Genomic DNA, 18,234 nt, shown 5'->3' with positions numbered 1-18,234 from the left:
CTCCGCGCGACTTACCGGCAGGCCGCGTTCGTGCTGGTCACGGCGCTGGTCGCGGCGTGCGGCGGGTGGTGATTCGGCGATAGCGTTTGGGAATGTTAGACTTTTCGGCGACGACCGCCTCGGGCTTGCCTGGGGCCGATAAGTGGAGCCCGACTCCCACCGTTGCCGACGAGTAATCGTACCGGTCGAACGGTCCGGTCAGCCGCCCTTTCGGGTGGGTTCCTCGTACGGAGAGCATCCGGTGCGAGGGTCGACGCGTGCACGCGCGCCGATGATCGGTCGACTCGGGCCCCGTGGTGGAGAAATACCGCCACGGGGCTTTTGTGTTGAACAAGGGGTTGCAGTTATTGCGTGCGGTCGTCCGACGACACCGCTTGACCTAGGAGGCCCCATCAGCACTGAGACCCGCATCAACGATCGCATCCGTGTTCCCGAAGTCCGTCTCATCGGACCTGGCGGCGAGCAGGTTGGGATCGTGCGTGTTGAAGATGCGTTACGCGTCGCCCTCGAAGCCGACCTCGACCTCGTCGAGGTGGCCCCGGATGCCCGTCCGCCGGTCTGCAAGATCATGGACTACGGCAAGTTCAAGTACGAGACCGCGCAGAAGGCGCGCGAGTCTCGGAAGAACCAAGTACAGACCGTCATCAAGGAGCAGAAGCTCCGCCCCAAGATCGACGACCACGACTACGAGACCAAGAAGCGCAACGTCGTTCGCTTCCTCGAGGCCGGGTCCAAGGTCAAGGTGACGATCATGTTCCGTGGTCGCGAGCAGTCGCGGCCGGAACTGGGTTTCCGGTTGTTGCAGCGCCTCGCCTCCGACGTCGCCGAACTCGGTTTCGTCGAGACCTCCGCCAAGCAGGACGGTCGCAATATGACCATGGTCCTCGCGCCCCACAAGGGTGCGAAGACACGCGTGAAGGCCCAACAGGAGTCGTCGGCTCCGCGTCCGCAGCAGTCCGCGCCCGCGCAGACCGCCGCCGCACCGGCCGCGCCCGCCGCCGATCAGCCCTCGTAGGCCGACCAGCGGTAACACCGATCAGAACCGGTGGTTCCCCGAGAACCACCGGCACGAGACAGATTGAGGAATCCATGCCGAAGATGAAGAGTCACAGTGGCGCCTCGAAGCGATTCAAGGTGTCCGGTAAAGGGAAGCTGCTTCGTCAGCAGGCGAACCGTCGCCACCTGTTCGAGCACAAGTCCTCCCGCCGGACTCGTCGTCTGGACGGCACGGAGGTCGTCGCGGCTGCCGACGTCCGTCGCGTGAAGAAGCTGCTGGGTATCTGACCCGCCACCGCGGCACACCGCGACCGGAGACCATCCGGCGCCATCCCGACCATCTTCGGGCGCGACCGACGCGCCCCCAACTTCGAACAGGACTGACCAGTGGCACGCGTCAAGAGGGCCGTCAACGCTCAGAAGAAGCGCCGTTCCATCCTCGAGGCATCCAAGGGCTACCGTGGCCAGCGCTCGCGGCTGTACCGCAAGGCCAAGGAACAGCAGCTGCACTCGCTCGCCTACGCCTACCGCGACCGCCGGGCGCGCAAGGGTGACTTCCGCAAGCTGTGGATCGCCCGCATCAACGCCGCGGCGCGGATCAACGACATCACCTACAACCGCTTCATCCAGGGCCTGAAGGCCGCCGGCGTCGAGGTCGATCGCAAGATCCTCGCCGAGCTGGCCGTCTCCGACGCCGAGGCGTTCGCGGGCCTGGTCGCGGTGGCGAAGGCCGCGCTCCCGGCCGACGTCAACGCGCCGGCCGCCTGAGCTTGACGCATACACCGGAACGACCCGCGGACGCGCTCTCCGAGCACAATCCGCGGGTCGTTTCCGCTGTCAAGCTCCATCGCGCCGCGCAGCGACGCAAGACCGGGCAGTTCCTGGCCGAGGGCCCGAATTCCGTGGCCGCGGCACTGGCGACCGGGCGGGTCCGCGAGCTGTTCTACAGCGCGGCGGCCGCGACCCGCGAGCACGAACTCGTGGCGGGCGCGGCGGCCGACGGCGTGCGGGTCACGCTGGTCGGCGAGCGCGCGGCCCAGCACCTCGGTGAGACCGTGACGCCGCCGGGTCTGGTCGCGGTATGCGATCTGGTCGACGTGCCGCTCGAGGATGTGCTGCGCGAGCGCCCCCGGCTGCTGGCCGTGCCGGTCGGGATCGCCGATCCGGGCAATGCGGGCACCCTGATCCGGGTCGCCGACGCGGTCGGCGCGGACGGCGTGGTGCTGGCGGGAGACACCGTCGACCCGCACAACGGCAAATGCGTGCGCGCCTGCGCGGGCAGTCTGTTCCACGTGCCGATCGTCCGCAGCCGCGATATCGACGCGACCCTCGACGCGCTTGGCGCGGCCGGGATCACCGTGCTCGCCACCGCGGCCTACGGCGAGGTCGATCTCGACGAGGCGGGGGAGATCCTCGCCGGCCCGGTGGCCTGGCTGTTCGGCAACGAGGCGCACGGCCTCGACTCGGCCGTGGCCGCCCGCGCCGATCACCGCGTCCGCATCTCCATCCGCGGCCGCGCGGAGAGCCTCAACCTCGCGGCCGCCGCCGCCATCTGCCTGTACGCGGGGTCGCGGGCCCGGTAGCGCGCGGGTCGTCGGCACGGCGCCGCGCGTCCGGGTACCGTGATGGATGTGACGAAACCGGTGCACCTGCGGTTGCCGAGCGACTTGGTCGAGGCGGCGCGTCGGGTCGCGGCCCGCGAGGGCATCTCGCTCACCGCACTCGCCACCAGGGCCATCGAGGCGGACCTGTTGCGCAGGGAGTTCGCCGAACACGCGCGAATGGTCGCCGAGGCCGAGGACGCCGAAAGTCTGGCCGTGAAGTCGCGGGCCGTACGTGACGGACTGTCCCGATGGAAGCAGGGCCGCTCCAGCGGGGCGGCGTGAAACAGGGCGACGTCTACATCTCCGAGCCGTCCGCGCTGACCGGCGCGCGCGAGCTGTATCTCGTCGTCTCCAGTGACGAATACAACAATGCCGAAGGCTCGACCGTGGTCGTGGTCGAAATCGAGACCGGAACCCGTTTCCGCGCAATGCCTTTCGACACCGCGGTGGAGACGCCCTTCGGCGTGGCGCTGGCCGATCGGCTGCTGTGGCTGCCCCGGGTGCACGTGGGAGAACGTTTCGACGTGCTCGATCCCGAACTGACCCGCCGGGTGGTCGAGGCGGGCTGTCGGGTCCTGCGCGGCGTGCTCTGAGCGGTGCGGCGGCGCGGCCCGGGCCGACCCGGTCCGGGCCATCCCATAGGATTCCACCAGCAGCAATGTGGGCAGGCACCCGCCGGACCCGCGCGAACCGATCCCAAGGGGAGAGACGAACGATCGTGGCCGACGACACGAAAGACGACGCCGCGCACTCCGTGGCGCTGACCGAGGAGTCGCTGGCCGCCGCCGCGGCGGCGGCCGAGAAGGCATTCGCCGCGGCCGCCGATCTGGACGCGCTCGCGGTCGCCAAGACCGAGCACCTGGGCGGCAAGGCGCCGCTGGCGCTGGCCCAGCGCGCACTCGGCGCGCTGCCGAAATCGGATAAGGCCGACGCGGGCAAGCGAGTCAATGTGGCGCGGGCGCGCGTGTCGGAGGCGTTCGAGGCCCGGCGCGCGGTGCTGCTCGCCGAACGCGACGCGGCGGTGCTCGTGGCCGAGGCGATCGACGTGACCCTGCCCGCGCGCCGCGAACAGGTCGGCGCCCGGCATCCGATCACCGTGATCTCCGAGCAGGTCGCCGACGTCTTCGTAGCGATGGGCTGGGAGGTCGCCGAGGGCCCCGAGGTCGAGACCGAACACTTCAACTTCGACGCGCTCAACTTCCTGCCCGACCATCCGGCGCGCACCATGCAGGACACCTTCCACATCGCCCCGGAGGGATCGCGTCAGGTGCTGCGCACCCACACCTCGCCGGTGCAGGTGCGCTCGATGCTGGAGCGGGAGTTGCCCATCTACATCGTGTGCCCGGGTCGAACCTTCCGCACCGACGAACTCGACGCCACCCACACCCCGGTCTTCTCCCAGGTCGAGGGTCTGGCCGTGGACAAGGGCCTGACGATGGCGCATCTGCGCGGCACGCTGGACGCCTTCGCCCGCGCGCTGTTCGGCCCCGACACGCGTACCCGTATGCGTCCCAACTACTTCCCCTTCACCGAGCCCTCCGCCGAGGTCGACGTGTGGTTCCCGGACAAGAAGGGCGGCGCGGGCTGGGTCGAATGGGGCGGCTGCGGCATGGTGAACCCGAAGGTGCTGATCGCCAGCGGGATCGATCCCGAGGTGTACAGCGGGTTCGCGTTCGGTATGGGCCTCGAGCGGACCTTGCAGTTCCGCAACGGCATCGCCGACATGCGCGACATCGTCGAGGGCGACGTGCGATTCACCCTGCCCTTCGGTATCCGGTCCTGACCCACCTTCGATCGAGAGAGCGAAACGTCAAGTGCGAGTAGCGCAGTCCTGGCTGACCGAGATCATCCGGCGCACCAATCCGGCATGGTCGGTGACACCGGAGGAACTGGACGCCGGATTCGTCCGCGTCGGCCTCGAGGTCGAGGAAGTCGACGAACTCGAGCGAGTGGCGGGCGACATCGACAAGCCGCTCGTGGTCGGTCGGGTCGCCGAGATCACCGAGTTGACCGAGTTCAAGAAGCCCATCCGCTTCTGCAAGGTCGACGTCGGCAATGCCGAATTGCAGGAGATCGTCTGCGGCGCGAGCAATTTCGCGGTCGGCGATCTGGTCGTCGTGGTGTTGCCGGGCGGTGTGCTGCCCGGCGGATTCGCGATCTCCTCGCGCAAGACCTACGGCCATGTGTCCAACGGCATGATCTGCTCGGTCGCCGAACTCGGCATCGGTAAGGATCACGGCGGCATCCTGGTGCTCGAGCCCGGCACCGCGGAGCCCGGCACGGACGCCAACGAATTGCTGGGTCTCGACGACACGGTCATCGAGTTGAACATCACCCCCGATCGCGGCTACTGCTTCTCGGTACGCGGTCTGGCGCGCGAACTCGCCTGCGGATTCGACCTGGACTACGCCGATCCCGCGGTGCGCACCCTGCCCGACGCCGACGAGCAGGCGTGGCCGGTCACCCTCGAACCCGATTCGCGCTGCACTCGTTTCGCGGTGCGCCGGGTCACCGGACTCGACCCGAAGGTCGTGAGCCCGTGGTGGTTGCAGCGCCGTCTGCTGCTGTCGGGGGTGCGGCCGATCTCGCCCGCTGTCGACGTCACCAACTATGTGATGCTCGAACTCGGTCAGCCGCTGCACGCCTTCGACGCCTCCGCGGTGAGCGGCGCCTTGGTCGTGCGCGCCGCGCACAAGGGCGAGACGCTGCGGACCCTCGACGAGTCCGAGCGCGTGCTCGACGCCGAGGACGTGGTCATCGCCGACGATTCCGGCGTCATCTCACTGGCGGGCATCATGGGCGGCGCGAGCACCGAGGTCAACGCGAACACCACCGACGTGCTGCTCGAGGCCGCGACCTGGAATCCGTTGCTGGTCTATCGCACCGCGCGCAGGCACAAGCTGGTGTCGGAGGCCGGTAAGCGCTACGAACGCGTCGTCGATCCCGAGATCAATGTCGCCGCGCTGGACCGCGCGGCCACGCTGCTCGCCGAGATCGCCGGTGGCACGGTCGAATCCGGGCTGACCGATGTCCGGGTGCCGCTGCCCGAGCCCGCGCCGATCCGCATCGACATCGATCTGGCCGATCGCGTCGCGGGTGTCACCTACCCCACCGGCACCTCCGCCCGGCGGCTCGCCCAGATCGGCTGCACCGTCGAGGTGGCGGTGAACGAGGAGACCGGTCACGGGCAACTCGTGGTCACCCCGCCGAGTTGGCGACCCGATCTCGCCCAGCCCGCCGATCTCGTGGAGGAGGTGCTGCGGCTGGAAGGACTCGAGCAGATTCCCTCGGTGCTGCCGACCGCGCCCGCGGGTCGGGGGCTCACCGAGTCCCAGCGCCGCCGCCGCGCCGTCAGCCGCGCGCTGGCCTTCGCGGGCGGTGTCGAGGTGCCGGTGCCGCCGTTTCTGGTGGCGGGCGTCTTCGACGTGTGGGGGTTGGATGCCGACGATCCGCGTCGCAACACCACCCGCGTACTGAACCCGCTGGACGTGGAGCGCGCCGAACTGGCAGGCACGCTGCTGCCCGGTCTGCTCGAGGTCGCCGCCCGCAATATCTCCCGCGGCGCGCGTGACCTCACCGTCTACGGCATCGCACAGATCGTCGCCCCCGGCCCGAACACCCGGCCGATCGAGGCGCTCGCGGTGGATCGCCGCCCCTCCGACGACGAGGTAGCGGCGCTGCTCGATTCGCTGCCCGCACAGCCGGTGCACGTCGGCGCGGTACTCACCGGTCGCCGCGAGCCGCGCGGACCGTGGGGACCGGGCCGCACGTCCGAGGCCGCCGACGCGTTCGCGCTGGCCGATGTGGTCGCCGAGGCGGCCGGTGTGCGGATCGAGCGGCGTCCGGCCGCCTATCTGCCGTGGCATCCGGGCCGGTGCGCCGAACTGGTCGTGGACGGCGTGGTCGTCGGGCACGCGGGCGAACTGCATCCGGCGATGCTCGAACGGGCCGGTCTGCCGCCGCGCACCTGCGCGTTCGAACTCGATCTCGACGCGCTGCCGCTGGTGTCGTCGCGGCCGGTCCCGGTGGTGTCGCCGTTCCCCGCGGTCTTGCAGGACGTGTCGGTGAGCGTGGCGAAGTCGGTGCCCGCGGCCTCGGTGGAGTCCGCGCTGCGCGGCGGCGGCGGTGCGCTGCTCGAGGACATCGCGCTGTTCGACGTCTACGAGGGCGCGCAAGCGGGGGAGGGACGCAAATCGCTCACCTACGCGCTGCGTTTCCGCGCCCCGGATCGCACCTTGACCGAGGACGAGGCCAGCGCGGCGCGCGACGCCGCGGTCGCCGCGGCGGCTGACGCGGTCGGCGCGGTGCTGCGCGGCTGAGGAGAACCGGGACGTCGCCGGGTGCCGCGGGTAGCGTGGCAACCGACCCGATGGCGACTACATGGGAGGTCCGATGAGCGTACAAGCGATATGGAACGGTGTCGTGCTGGCCGACAGCGACGACACCGTGATCGTGGAGGGCAATCACTACTTCCCGGCGGATTCGTTGGTCCGCGAGTACTTCGCGGCCGGTGACACCCATACGGTGTGTCCGTGGAAGGGCACTGCCTCCTACTACACCGTGACCGTGGACGGCCGGTCGAATGTCGACGCCGCGTGGTTCTATCCCGATCCGAAGGCGGAGGCGGAGAACATCCGCGACCGGGTGGCCTTCTGGCGCGGCGTGCACGTCGTGGAGAACTGAGTCCGCGCATGAGACCGGCCGTACCGCATCCGGCGGCCCCGATCCTCAATGCGCTGACCTTCCAGCCGGATCGTGAGATCCCGCTGACCCCGGCGGCGCTCGATCTGGCCTTCGCCGATCTGTCCATGCGCACCTCGGACGGGCAGACGCTGCACGGATGGTGGATGCCCGCGCGCGGGTCGCGCGGGCACGTCCTGTTCGCGCACGGCAACGGCGGCACGATCGGCGACCGGGTGCCGATCTTCGCCATGCTCACCGAACTGGGATTCGACGTACTGGCCTTCGACTACCGCGGTTACGGCCGCAGTACCGGTCGCCCGAGCGAGGCGGGCACCTATCTCGACGCGCGGGCGGCCCGGCGGACATTGCTCGAGCAGGAGGGTGTCGACCCAGCACGGGTGCTGTACCTGGGGAAGTCCCTCGGCGGCGGCGTGATGGTCGAACTCGCATCGGAGTTCCCGCCGATCGGTGTGATGCTCATGTCGACCTTCACCGGTATCCGCGACGCCGCCCGGTCGGTGTATCCGTTCCTGCCGAGTCCGCTCGTGCCCGACGCCTATCCGAGTCTGCGCCGCATCCGCTCCCTGCGCGCGCCGCTGCTGATCATGCACGGCGACCGGGACGAACTGCTGCCGTTGCGGCACGCGCGGCGGCTGTACGAGGCCGCACCGGAACCCAAACGGCTGGAGATCTTCCCCGGGGCCGGACACAACGATCTCATCGCGCTCGACGGCGGCCGGTGGGTGCGTACCGTGCGCGAGTTCGCCGACGATGTGCTCGGTCGGTGATCGATTCGCGGGCCGCCGCTGCTGCGTAGCCTGGCTCTATGACTGATGACAGCGATATCGCGGCGCGCTTGGCGGCGCTGTCGGATGCCGAACTCATCGCGGTTCTGCGTCCGGTGGTTGCGGGTCGATCGGGGCTGTGGGCACTGCGCGCCGCGCTCGACGAACTGTCGGGCGTCCATCATGCCGAGACGGTCGAGAATGTGAATCCCGCCACTTCGGCCGCGGCGGGCTCGGGCCCGACCTCCGGTGACGCCGTATCGGGGCAGCAGGTCGGAGGCGTTTTTCCGGTACCTGCGGTACCGATTCCGTCGACCGGCCCGTTGGGCACGTCGTCGACCGGCGGCTATTCCGACTCCGGTGTGCCGAGTTTCGACTCTGTTCGCGATAAGGTCGAGCAGCGCTTCGGCACCGCGCAGGGGATGGGTGAACTCGACCGGCAGACCCCGGCGGGCCGCGGTGTGGAGGAACAATTTCAGGCGCGCGAGAAGGCGGCGCGCGAACGTCTGAACCGCATACGCGAGTCGTTGCGCGGCGAGGATGCCGAACGTCGCGATCGATAGACCGATCGGGGCGCGCCGCAGGAGAGGGATGGATTCCGATGAGCGAGCCTCGCGAGATCGCCGAACGACTGCTCGATGCCCAGGTGGAATTCCTGCTCGCCGAGGTGAGCGGTGACCGGTTCACGGAGGTGATCGGCCGCGACGTCGCCGCGGTCGTCGAGATCGCCGACACCCTCGTCGTGCGCGAGGTCATCGAGGCCGAGCAGGCCAAGCGGACGGTGCGCACCGTGGTCGAACTGGTCGGCGGCAGCCCGGTCTTCGCCGATATGGCGGGGGTGTTCGCGGACTCGATCTACGACAACATCGCCGAGAACGACGAGTACACCCTCGGCGACGTGGTGGACCGGGAACCGGTCGAGGCGCTGCTGGAGAAGATCTTCGGGATGCACCAGGCCCAGGAACGCATACTCGACCGGCTCACCGAGAGTCCGCTGGTGGCCACCGTCGCCGCGAAGTTCGTGGACAAACTCATCAACGATTTCATGGCCGCCAACCGGGAACGCGCGGAGAAGATTCCCGGCATGTCCTCGTTGATGTCGATCGGGCAGTCGGCGGCGAATCGGGCCAAGAAGGTGGCCGACAACTCCTTCGTCGGTGACCTCGCGGGCAAGGGCGCGCTGTTCGCGCTCAAACGCACCAACAACGCCATTCGGGAAATGCTGCGCGAGGCCCCCGTGCATTCGGCGGCGATGGAGTTCTGGGATCTGCACGCGGGAGAACCGGTCAGCGGACTGCACGAGTACCTGACGCGGAAGGATCTCAACGAACTGGTCCTGCTCTGCTACGAAATCATGGTCACGACACGGGAAAAGGAATACTTCGGGCTGCTGCTCGATGAATGCGTCGACGTCTTCTTCCAGAAATACGGCGACTACACCCTGGCGGCCATGCTGCCCGAACTCGGCCTCACCGGTGACGATATCGCCGCCGAGATCCTGCGCTACGGACCGGCGATCATCGAGGGCGCCAAGCGCAATGGCGTACTGGCCGGCCTGATTCGGGAACGGCTCGAACCCTTCTACACCTCCGACGCGGTACTGGCGATCCTCGCCGGCTGACCCACCGTCGCGCCGGTGTCCGTGTGAGCGGATGGACACACCGGAACATGTTGATTACCAGCATGTATACAAACCGATAGTATGTCCGATTTGTCCGCTTCTTGCATTGACGGCCGAAACCCCCTGTGGGAGCGTGCTCCTGACTTTCCGTGCGCTCGTCGTGGAGCTGTCACGGCTCGCGTTCGGAGGAGCAGGTGGTGCGTTTACGGTCTGGACCGGAGAAGCCCGGTGGGACAACCGATGTCGCGCCTCGCGCGAACGAGGGCCGACGAGGCGCGGCGGCACTGGATCTGGTACGGCCACGCACTATTCGCGGGCAGCTGACCCGAATCCTGCTGGTGTCGCTGCTGCTGGTGTCGGCGCTGCTCGGCGTCACCGTCGCCCGCGAGCTCGACGCATTCCGGCACAGCGGCGACACCGCCGACGCCGTGGCGCTCGGACTCGCGGTCCAGGACGTGCTGCACGAGGTCCAGCGCGAACGCGGTCTCACCAATGGCAGGCTCGGCGGCGACGGACGACTGCGCGAACCGGTGGTGGATCAGCGCGGCAATACCGACCGCGCGTTCCAGGCGCTGGACGCCGCGCTGGCCGAGCGGGCGCCCGGCACGGACCAGGTCCGTTCGGCCCTCGGCCATTTCGCCACGCTGGCGGCGACCCGAACCCAGATCGACGCGGGCCGGATACCGCGCGCTGCCGCCTTCCAGTACTACACCGACGGCATCAACGCACTCAACACTCTGCGGCTGGGTCTGGACCAGGCCGGCGACTCGCAGGTCAGGCACGGATTGCAGACCCTATACGCGCTCGGCGAGGCCAAGGAGCAGACCGCGCGGGAACGCGGATTCCTCAACGGCGTCTTCTCCGCCGAGGGATTCGGCCCCGGGGAATACGTGCAGTTCCTGGACATTCGGGCTGCCAAGGTCGCGGGATTGGCTGCCTTCGCGCGCGATGCCACCCCCGCCCAGCAGGCCATGCTCGACGCGGCGCTGGCGAGCGAGGACGCCCTGCGCGCCGCCGCATCGGAGAATGTCGCGATCGCCTCGACGGCGGGACCGCTGGTCTCGTCGGTGGACGCGATCGCGTGGTGGTCGCAGATGACCGCCGTCATCGATGATCAGCGGGCGGTGCAGCGGTCGGTCGGTGCGGCGGTCGCGGATCGAGCCGAACGGCTGCGCCGCGACGCCGCACTGCGGCTCGGCCTGTTCGTCGGTGCGGCGCTGCTGGCGATCGCGGCCCAGATCGGGCTTGTCATCGCCAGTCTGCGCGCCATCGTCCGGCCGCTCGCCGCGCTCGCGGCCGAAGCCGACGAGGTGGCGAGTCGGCGTCTGCCGGAGGTGATCGCCGCCTGGCACGAAGCCTCCGACGACGCGCCCGACCCACCCGCCCCGGTGCGCGCGCCCGCCGGGGCGTGCCTGGAGATCGCGGCCGTGGCGGGCGCATTGGACCGGGTGCAGACGACGGCGGTCGACCTCGCCTCCGAACAGGCGGTGATGCGGCGCAACAGTACCGAGTCCATGTCGAATCTGGCGCGGCGCAACCAGAATCTGCTGCGCCGCCAACTCGGTCTGATCAGCGAATTCGAGCGCGGGGAACTCGACCCCGAGGCACTGTCGAATCTGTTCGAACTCGATCACCTCGCCACCCGTATGCGCCGCAATGCCGAGAGTCTGCTGGTACTGGTCGGCGAGGGCAGTCCGCGTCGCTGGACCGCGCCGATCCCGCTCACCGACGTGATTCGCGCCAGTCTGTCCGAGGTCGACGACTACCGGCGGGTCGTGCTGCGGCGCATCGACGAGGTCGCGGTCGTTGGCGCGGTGGTCAGCGAACTGGCGCATATGCTCGCCGAGCTCATCGAGAACGGATTGGCCTTCTCCCCACCGGATCTGGAGGTAGAGGTCTACGGCCGCAAACGCGGGTCGGGCTATCTGCTGGCCGTGGTCGACCACGGCGTCGGCATGCCCGCCGCCGCCCTCGCCGAGGCCAATGCCCGCCTGCGCGGCGAACGCGACTTCCTCGTCGCCTCCACCCGTTACCTGGGCCACTACGTCGTCGGCCGCCTCGCCCGCCGCCTGAAGGTCGATGTCGAGCTCAACACCTCGCCCGTCAGCGGCATAGTCGCCCGCCTCCTGCTTCCCCCCGAAATCCTCGACGGGGGACACGTCGAACCGCTCTCCGCGCCCGATGATCCGATCGCCGCCGATGTCGTCGATGACCCGAGCGTCCGGGAGAATTCGCTGTTCGCGTTCACCGAACCCGACGGCGGTTTGCTCGCCTCGGCGAGCGTCGCTGATCCGACCGAACTCGCGGCCGCGTCCGCGGAAAGCCGCGGCGCGCCTCCGAACGCCGAAACCGCCGCGCGGGAACGTCGCCCCGCACATTCCGCCGATGCCGGACTTACCGCGGCCGCGGCCCTGGAGAGCTGGAACGGTCCGGGACCCGCGCACGCGGCCGGCCGCGAACGTGGTCACCGTCGAGTGGCCGACACGGGAAGTCCCGCCTCACGCGACCGCCGCGACAAGACCGCGCCGACGGTCACGCCCGCCGCGAGTGCCGGCGTCGGCGCGGCTGCGCCCGGCGCCGGATTCGGCCCCGGTGTCACCTCTGCTTCGGCGACCGGCTCCGCCGCTGATGCCGCAGAGGTTCTCGCCGCCGAGAAGGCCGCCCCGACCGCGGTGTCCGCGGCCGGAGCGCCGCACACCGCGGATGGCGCCACGGCCGCGGACTCGGTCACCGGCTCGGAGTCGAACCAACACTGGTGGCAAGTATCCGAATCCGATTCTGCCCCGGTCGAATCCGGGCCGGTGCCGGTCCAGCGCACCCGCAACGGCCTGGTGAAGCGCAATAAGCGCCAACGGCCCGACGGTCCGGCCGCACGTCCGATGCCGCCGCGCCCTCCCCGCACACCCGTCCCGGAACGAACGCCCGAGGAGGTGCGCGGCATGCTGTCCGCCTTCCGCACCGGAGTCCAGCGCGGCGCGCCACTGCCGTCCGCGCCGTCGACCGGTTCCACACAGGTCACTTCGCTGTCCCCGCCGTCGATTGCGTCGCCGCGGTTCGCCGGCCCGCAACCGTCCGCCGCGCCGCGACCTGGCTTGCCGTCGGATCTCTCCGCGCTCGAGCGAGCCTCCGCATCGCCGCCGCAGGACCCGCCGCGACCCGCCGCACCGCCTTATCCTGCTGTGCTGTCGGGCATCCGGCGACCCACCGCTTCGCCGCAGTCGACCGCTTCGCCGCAGTCGACCGCTTCGCCGCAGTCGACCGCTTCGCTGCGGTCCGCCGGGCCCCAACCCCCGCGATCCGGTGTGCCACGAGCGGCGACGGGGAGGGACGAGACCCGTCCGCATCGCAAACTGCTTTCCGCGGATGAGCTGCTCCGCTCTCGGGCGGCGGCGCCGTCCGCGCAGGTCCCGCCGACGGGACGAGACGTCGTCGGAAACGAATCCGACACGCGCGCCGGTGATCCGGCGCGGAAGCGCTCGATGATTGAGTACGACAAGGGGAGTTCGTGACTACACATGCCGTGACCACTTCGGTCGGTGCCACACCGGATCCGCAGACCTTCAACTGGCTGCTGGCGAATTTCGTCCGCAATACCGATGGAGTCCGCGATTCGGTCGCCGTGTCCTCCGACGGGCTACTCATCGCCATGTCCGACGGTCTCGACCGCGCCGGTGCCGATCGGCTCGCCGCGATGGTGTCCGGGCTCGCCAGTCTCGCCAAGAGTGCTTCGCGCAGTTACGATTTCGACGGTCTCAAACTGATCATGATCGAGATGAAGCGCGGTTTCCTGCTGATCTCGGCGCTCGGTGACGGCAGCTGTCTCGGCGTCATCGCCGACGGCAACTGCGATGTCGGTCTGGTCGGGTACGAGATGGCGGTGCTGGCCGAGCGGGCGGGTGCACTGCTCGATCCCGCGTTGATCACCCAATTGCGAGAGACGTTGCGCAGATGAGAGATCCCGATCGGCCGCGCCTGCCCGACCCGCGCATGATCCCGGCCGCCCGATCGACGGGATGGTTCGATCCGGTCGCGCCGCGGCCGGATCGGGCGGTCTACCCCGATGGTGAGACCGCGGAGAGCTTCGTGCGTCCCTTCGTGGTGACGGCGGGCCGTACCGCGCCGCTGGTGGACGGTCTGCGCATCGAGACCCTGGTTCAGGCGAGTCCGGCGGCGTTGTCGGCGCCGCTGCGATTCGAGGAGCGTACGGTGGTCGCGCTGTGCCAGGTGGCGTATTCGATCGCCGAGATCGCGACGGCATTGCGGGTGCCGATCGGCGTCGCGCGGGTTGTCGTGGGCGATCTCGCCACCCAGGGGTATGTGCGGGTCCGCGACGCCCCCGACTTGTCCATCGCGGCCATCGAGAGGATCAGGGATCTTGTCCGGGCACTTTGAATTCGGACCGCTCACCACGGCGCAGCCCGCGCCGTCGTCGGTGAAGATCGTGGTCAGCGGCGGCTTCGGCGTCGGGAAGACCACGTTCATCGGCGCGATCTCCGAGATCGAACCGCTGGTGACCGAGGCGGCGATGACGGAGATGGCGGTCGGGGTGGACGATCCGGGCCGTCAGGTCGACAAGTCCACCACGACGGTCGCCCTCGATTTCGGCCGCATCACCCTCGACAGTTCGCTGATCCTGTACCTGTTCGGCACACCTGGCCAGGATCGTTTCGTCTTCCTCTGGGACGATCTGGTGGATGGCGCGCTCGGCGCGGTGATCGTGGTCGACACCGGCCGCGTCGAGGACTGCTATCCGGTGCTCGACTATTTCGAACAGCACGGCACGCCGTTCGTGGTGGTGGTGAACCGCTTCGAGAACGGCGAACTCTTCGAACTGGACGAGGTCCGCGAGGCGCTGGAGCTCGACGATTGGATTCCTGTCCTGGAATGCGATGCGCGGCGGCGTGATTCGGTGCGGGACGTGCTGGTCGCCCTGCTCGAGCAAGTGCTGATGCACCGCATCACCCCGCCGCCGGTCGGCTCGCGCGGCTGAACGCCGGTGCGATCGGTCCGGCCGCGTGGATGAGCATCCCGCTCGCCGTCGACGCGCGGTCGTCGGCGATCTGCCCGCCGGCGTTCGCCACGGGCGATCCGGTTCGTGCCGCACGCGCGCTGTGAGCTGTGGCGATATCGTTCGCGGCGCGGACCGATGAATTCCGCGCGCGACCGCCGTCATATCGGTGTCGGCTCCACGAACCGTAAGAGAGGGAACTCATGAGCAATGGCAAGGATTACACGCTGACCCACGTCGCCCTGCTGGTCGCCGACCAGGAGAAGGCGCTGGAGTTCTACCGCGACGTCATCGGACTCGAGGTGCGCCAGGACATGCCGTTCGCGGGCGGCCGCTGGGTCACGGTGGGGCCCGCCGCGCAGCCGGGACTGGAATTCATCCTGGAGTACCCGGAGATGGTGCCGGTGCCGGAAATGGCCGAGGCGGCGCGCGCCCGGCTCGCCTCCGGCGCGCAGAGCACGCTGATCTTCACCACCGAGGATGTCGAGGCCACCTTCGCGCGGTTGCGCGATGCCGGTGTCGAGGTCACCCAGGAGCCGATCAGCCAGCCCTACGGTGTGCGCGACTGCGGTTTCCGCGATCCGTGGGGCAACCACCTGCGCTTCTCCCAGGTCCTCTGACCCGGAGAACCGATGGCGTGCCGTGCGAGGGCGGCGGCACGAACGCGGCCGGTGGACCCCGCGCGACCAAGCGCCCGCTCGGGGCTACTCGGCAGTACTGTCGGAGGATGACCGAACCGCGGATCGAGACCGAACAGGACGCCATCCGGCCGCTGCGCGACGACATCCGGTTTCTCGGGGGCGTGCTCGGCGACACCATTCGCGACCACGAGGGCCCCGAGGTCTTCGACCTCATCGAGCGGGTGCGCATCGAGGCATTCCGGGTGCGGCGCGAGGAGGTGGGCCGCAGCGCGGTCGCGCAGATGCTCGAGGGCGTCGATATCGCGGTGGCGCTGCCGCTGATCCGGGCCTTCAGCTATTTCGTGCTGCTGGCCAATCTCGCCGAGGACATCCAGCGCGATCGCCGCCGCGCCGCGCACGAGGCGGCGGGCGAACCACCGCAGGATTCCTCCCTGGCCGCCACCTACCGCAAACTGGACGCCGCGGCGCTCGACGGCGGCGCGGTCGCCGATCTGCTCGCCGACGCGCTGGTGTCCCCGGTGATCACCGCGCACCCCACCGAGACCCGGCGGCGCACCGTCTTCGACGTGCAGGCGAAGATCACCGATCTCATGCGGCTGCGGCAGCGCTACGCCGACTCCGAACGCGAGCGCGCCGGCATCGACCTGAAGATCCGCGGGCAGGTGCTCGCGCTGTGGCGCACGGCACTGATCCGCTTGCAGCGGTTGCGGATTCAGGACGAAATCGCGGTCGGGCTGCGCTACTACGACCTGACGCTGTTCGACCTGATCCCGGCGATCAATGCCGAGGTGCGCGCCGCGCTGCGCTCGCGCTGGCCGGGTGTCGAATTGTTGCCGCGTCCGATCCTGCGCCCGGGGTCCTGGATCGGCGGTGACCGCGACGGCAATCCATATGTGACCGCCGAGGTGGTGCGGCACGCGGCCGGACAGGCCGCGACGGTGGCCTTCGGCCGCTATCTGCGCGACCTCGAGGAATTGGCGAAATCGCTGGCGCAGTCGGCCCGGCTGGTGGAGGTGTCCCCGCGCGTGGCGGAATTGGCCGCGGCGGGCTACACCGATCCGACCGTGTATGCCGATGAACCGTATCGCCGTGCGCTGCACACGATTCGGATCCGGCTGACGGCCACGGCGACCCGTGCGCTCACCGCGATCGACGGTGCGGCGCCCGCGTCCGCGGAACCATCGGCGGTGACTCTCACCCCAACGGAAACCGATTCGGCGACACCGTATTCCACCCCCCAGGAACTACTCGACGACCTCGATGCCATCGATGCCTCCATGCGCGCCAGCGGTGACGATCTGCTCGCCGACGACCGGCTCGCGGCTTTGCGGCACGCTGTGGAGACCTTCGGCTTCCACTTGCAGGGTCTGGACATGCGCCAGAACTCGGAAGTGCACGAACAGGTCGTGACCGAACTGCTCGCCTGGGCGGGGGTGCACCCGAACTACGCGGCGTTGGCCGAACACGAGCGGGTCGAGTTGCTCGCGGCCGAATTGCGCACCAGGCGACCGCTGCTCGGGCCGCACGCGCGCCTCGGCGAACTGGCCGCCAAGGAACTCGGGATCATCAGGGCCGCACGCGATGTCGTGGACACGCTCGGCCCGGAAGCGGTGCCCAACTACGTCATCAGCATGTGCACCTCGGTCAGCGACATGCTCGAGGCCGCGCTGCTGCTCAAGGAGGGCGGTCTGCTCGATCCGGGTGAACCCGACGGTCCGCCCGCCTGCTCGGTGGGCATCGTGCCGCTGTTCGAGACCATCGAGGATCTCGGCGCGGGCGCGGCGACGCTGGCCGCGGCGCTCGAGGTCGCGGTGTACCGGGATCTTGTGGCGGCCAAGGATATGCGCCAGGAAGTGATGCTCGGCTACTCCGATTCCAACAAGGACGGCGGATATCTGGCCGCGAATTGGGCGCTGTACCGTGCCGAACTCGACCTGGTCGAGGTGGTGCGCAAGACCGGGATCAGGTTGCGGCTGTTCCACGGTCGCGGCGGCACCGTGGGTCGCGGTGGCGGGCGCAGCTACGATGCCATCCTGGCCCAGCCCGCGGGGGCGGTGCGTGGTTCGCTGCGCCTCACCGAACAGGGGGAGGTAATCGCGGCGAAGTACGCCGAATCCGGTGCGGCCCACCGCAATCTGGAGTCGCTCATTGCGGGCACGCTGGAGTCGACGCTGCTTGACGTGGAAGGCCTCGGCGCCGACGCCGAACCGGCATACGAACTCATGGACGAACTCGCCGCGCGCGCCCGCCGGGCCTATGCCGAACTCGTGCACGAGACACCGGGATTCGTCGAGTACTTCCGGCAGTCCACCCCGGTCGCCGAGGTCGGCGATCTCAATATCGGCAGCAGGCCCGCCTCTCGCAAACCCACCAACTCGGTGTCGGATCTGCGGGCGATTCCGTGGGTGATGTCGTGGAGTCAGGCCAGGGTCATGCTGCCCGGCTGGTACGGCACCGGGTCGGCGCTCGAGGAGTGGGTCGGCGGCGACGCCGATCGGCTCGCCACCCTGTCGCGGCTGTACCAGCGATGGCCTTTCCTGCGCACCGTGCTGTCGAATCTGGCGCAGGTGATGGCCAAGAGCGATCTCGACATCGCCGCCCGCTACGCCGACCTGGTCGAGGACAAGGCACTGCGCGACACCATCTTCGGCATGATCCGCGACGAGCACGCCCGCACCATCCGCATGCACGCCGCCATCACCGGCAACGACCGCCTGCTCGCCGACAACCCGTCGCTGTCCGAATCCATCCACAATCGCTTCCCCTACCTGGAACCGCTGAACCAGATGCAGGTGGAACTGCTGCGGCGGCTGCGCGCGGGCGACGATTCGGAATTGGTGAAGCGGGGAATCCTGCTCACCATGAACGGGCTGGCCACCGCCCTGCGCAATTCGGG

The 18,234-nt window shown here is 69.1% G+C and carries 18 protein-coding genes; all 18 read left to right on the top strand.

Translation table 11 applies throughout. The annotated features are described in order from the left end of the window. The first annotated feature begins 346 nt into the window (after positions 1–346). Positions 347–1,015: a translation initiation factor IF-3 gene (gene infC, locus APZ21_RS08935; protein WP_156370923.1), complete on the top strand. Its 669-nt coding sequence runs from the start codon at positions 347–349 to the stop codon at positions 1,013–1,015. 74 nt (positions 1,016–1,089) lie between these two features. After that, positions 1,090–1,284 (top strand): 50S ribosomal protein L35, encoded by a 195-nt coding sequence (gene rpmI, locus APZ21_RS08930; protein WP_054812782.1) that lies wholly within the window; start codon positions 1,090–1,092, stop codon positions 1,282–1,284. Positions 1,285–1,383: 99 nt separating this feature from the next. Next, the gene (gene rplT / locus APZ21_RS08925) at positions 1,384–1,764 is read left to right on the top strand and encodes a 50S ribosomal protein L20 (RefSeq protein WP_054812781.1); all 381 of its coding nucleotides are present in this window, start codon (positions 1,384–1,386) and stop codon (positions 1,762–1,764) included. A 2-nt stretch (positions 1,765–1,766) separates the two neighbouring features. Next, positions 1,767–2,579, top strand: coding sequence for a TrmH family RNA methyltransferase (locus APZ21_RS08920; protein WP_054812780.1), 813 nt, complete (start codon positions 1,767–1,769; stop codon positions 2,577–2,579). 48 nt (positions 2,580–2,627) lie between these two features. After that, on the top strand, positions 2,628–2,882 hold the full coding sequence (locus APZ21_RS08915; protein ID WP_156370897.1) for a ribbon-helix-helix domain-containing protein: 255 nt from the start codon (positions 2,628–2,630) through the stop codon (positions 2,880–2,882). After that, the gene (locus APZ21_RS08910; RefSeq protein ID WP_156370895.1) at positions 2,849–3,193 is read left to right on the top strand and encodes a type II toxin-antitoxin system PemK/MazF family toxin; all 345 of its coding nucleotides are present in this window, start codon (positions 2,849–2,851) and stop codon (positions 3,191–3,193) included. Before APZ21_RS08915 ends, APZ21_RS08910 begins: the two co-directional genes overlap by 34 nt. A gap of 125 nt (positions 3,194–3,318) precedes the next feature. Then, positions 3,319–4,383, top strand: coding sequence for a phenylalanine--tRNA ligase subunit alpha (pheS, locus tag APZ21_RS08905; RefSeq protein ID WP_054812777.1), 1,065 nt, complete (start codon positions 3,319–3,321; stop codon positions 4,381–4,383). A 31-nt stretch (positions 4,384–4,414) separates the two neighbouring features. Further along, entirely contained in the window at positions 4,415–6,919 is a 2,505-nt protein-coding gene (gene pheT, locus APZ21_RS08900; RefSeq protein ID WP_054812776.1) for a phenylalanine--tRNA ligase subunit beta, read from the top strand. A 73-nt stretch (positions 6,920–6,992) separates the two neighbouring features. Further along, positions 6,993–7,283: a DUF427 domain-containing protein gene (locus APZ21_RS08895; RefSeq protein WP_054812775.1), complete on the top strand. Its 291-nt coding sequence runs from the start codon at positions 6,993–6,995 to the stop codon at positions 7,281–7,283. An 8-nt stretch (positions 7,284–7,291) separates the two neighbouring features. Then, positions 7,292–8,071: an alpha/beta hydrolase gene (locus APZ21_RS08890; protein ID WP_054812774.1), complete on the top strand. Its 780-nt coding sequence runs from the start codon at positions 7,292–7,294 to the stop codon at positions 8,069–8,071. 38 nt (positions 8,072–8,109) lie between these two features. Further along, on the top strand, positions 8,110–8,631 hold the full coding sequence (locus APZ21_RS08885; protein ID WP_054812773.1) for a PspA/IM30 family protein: 522 nt from the start codon (positions 8,110–8,112) through the stop codon (positions 8,629–8,631). Positions 8,632–8,669: 38 nt separating this feature from the next. After that, positions 8,670–9,689 carry a hypothetical protein gene (locus APZ21_RS08880; protein WP_054812772.1) on the top strand — a complete coding sequence of 340 codons (1,020 nt, stop codon included), beginning with the start codon at positions 8,670–8,672 and terminating at the stop codon, positions 9,687–9,689. A 197-nt stretch (positions 9,690–9,886) separates the two neighbouring features. Further along, a complete protein-coding gene (locus APZ21_RS08875; protein ID WP_239476551.1) occupies positions 9,887–13,198 on the top strand; it encodes a sensor histidine kinase in 3,312 nt (1,103 codons plus the stop codon). After that, complete coding sequence (locus tag APZ21_RS08870) at positions 13,195–13,641, top strand: roadblock/LC7 domain-containing protein (protein ID WP_239476550.1); 447 nt, start codon at positions 13,195–13,197, stop codon at positions 13,639–13,641. The genes APZ21_RS08875 and APZ21_RS08870 overlap by 4 nt, the downstream gene beginning before the upstream one ends. Continuing rightward, on the top strand, positions 13,638–14,081 hold the full coding sequence (locus tag APZ21_RS08865; protein ID WP_054812769.1) for a DUF742 domain-containing protein: 444 nt from the start codon (positions 13,638–13,640) through the stop codon (positions 14,079–14,081). Before APZ21_RS08870 ends, APZ21_RS08865 begins: the two co-directional genes overlap by 4 nt. Next, positions 14,062–14,679 (top strand): GTP-binding protein, encoded by a 618-nt coding sequence (locus APZ21_RS08860; protein WP_239476556.1) that lies wholly within the window; start codon positions 14,062–14,064, stop codon positions 14,677–14,679. The genes APZ21_RS08865 and APZ21_RS08860 overlap by 20 nt, the downstream gene beginning before the upstream one ends. A gap of 221 nt (positions 14,680–14,900) precedes the next feature. Beyond that, positions 14,901–15,317 carry a VOC family protein gene (locus APZ21_RS08855; RefSeq protein WP_054812767.1) on the top strand — a complete coding sequence of 139 codons (417 nt, stop codon included), beginning with the start codon at positions 14,901–14,903 and terminating at the stop codon, positions 15,315–15,317. A 107-nt stretch (positions 15,318–15,424) separates the two neighbouring features. Beyond that, on the top strand, positions 15,425–18,234 hold a 2,810-nt coding region (ppc, locus tag APZ21_RS08850), incomplete at its 3' end, for a phosphoenolpyruvate carboxylase (RefSeq protein WP_054812766.1).

It is taken from the genome of Nocardia arizonensis (assembly GCF_001310275.1).
GTDB classification, from domain to species: domain Bacteria; phylum Actinomycetota; class Actinomycetes; order Mycobacteriales; family Mycobacteriaceae; genus Nocardia; species Nocardia arizonensis.
The sequence above is the reverse complement of the archived record's forward strand: the minus strand, read 5'-3'. Positions and strand labels throughout refer to the sequence as shown.

Excerpts from the sequence above, each read along its gene's own strand:
- APZ21_RS08910 (WP_156370895.1), top strand. The coding sequence starts at position 2,849 with ATGGAAGCAGGGCCGCTCCAGCGGGGCGGCGTGAAACAGGGCGACGTC.
- APZ21_RS08880 (WP_054812772.1), top strand. The coding sequence starts at position 8,670 with ATGAGCGAGCCTCGCGAGATCGCCGAACGACTGCTCGATGCCCAGGTG.
- rpmI (WP_054812782.1), top strand. The coding sequence starts at position 1,090 with ATGCCGAAGATGAAGAGTCACAGTGGCGCCTCGAAGCGATTCAAGGTG.
- APZ21_RS08885 (WP_054812773.1), top strand. The coding sequence starts at position 8,110 with ATGACTGATGACAGCGATATCGCGGCGCGCTTGGCGGCGCTGTCGGAT.
- APZ21_RS08895 (WP_054812775.1), top strand. The coding sequence starts at position 6,993 with ATGAGCGTACAAGCGATATGGAACGGTGTCGTGCTGGCCGACAGCGAC.
- APZ21_RS08890 (WP_054812774.1), top strand. The coding sequence starts at position 7,292 with ATGAGACCGGCCGTACCGCATCCGGCGGCCCCGATCCTCAATGCGCTG.
- APZ21_RS08855 (WP_054812767.1), top strand. The coding sequence starts at position 14,901 with ATGAGCAATGGCAAGGATTACACGCTGACCCACGTCGCCCTGCTGGTC.
- APZ21_RS08865 (WP_054812769.1), top strand. The coding sequence starts at position 13,638 with ATGAGAGATCCCGATCGGCCGCGCCTGCCCGACCCGCGCATGATCCCG.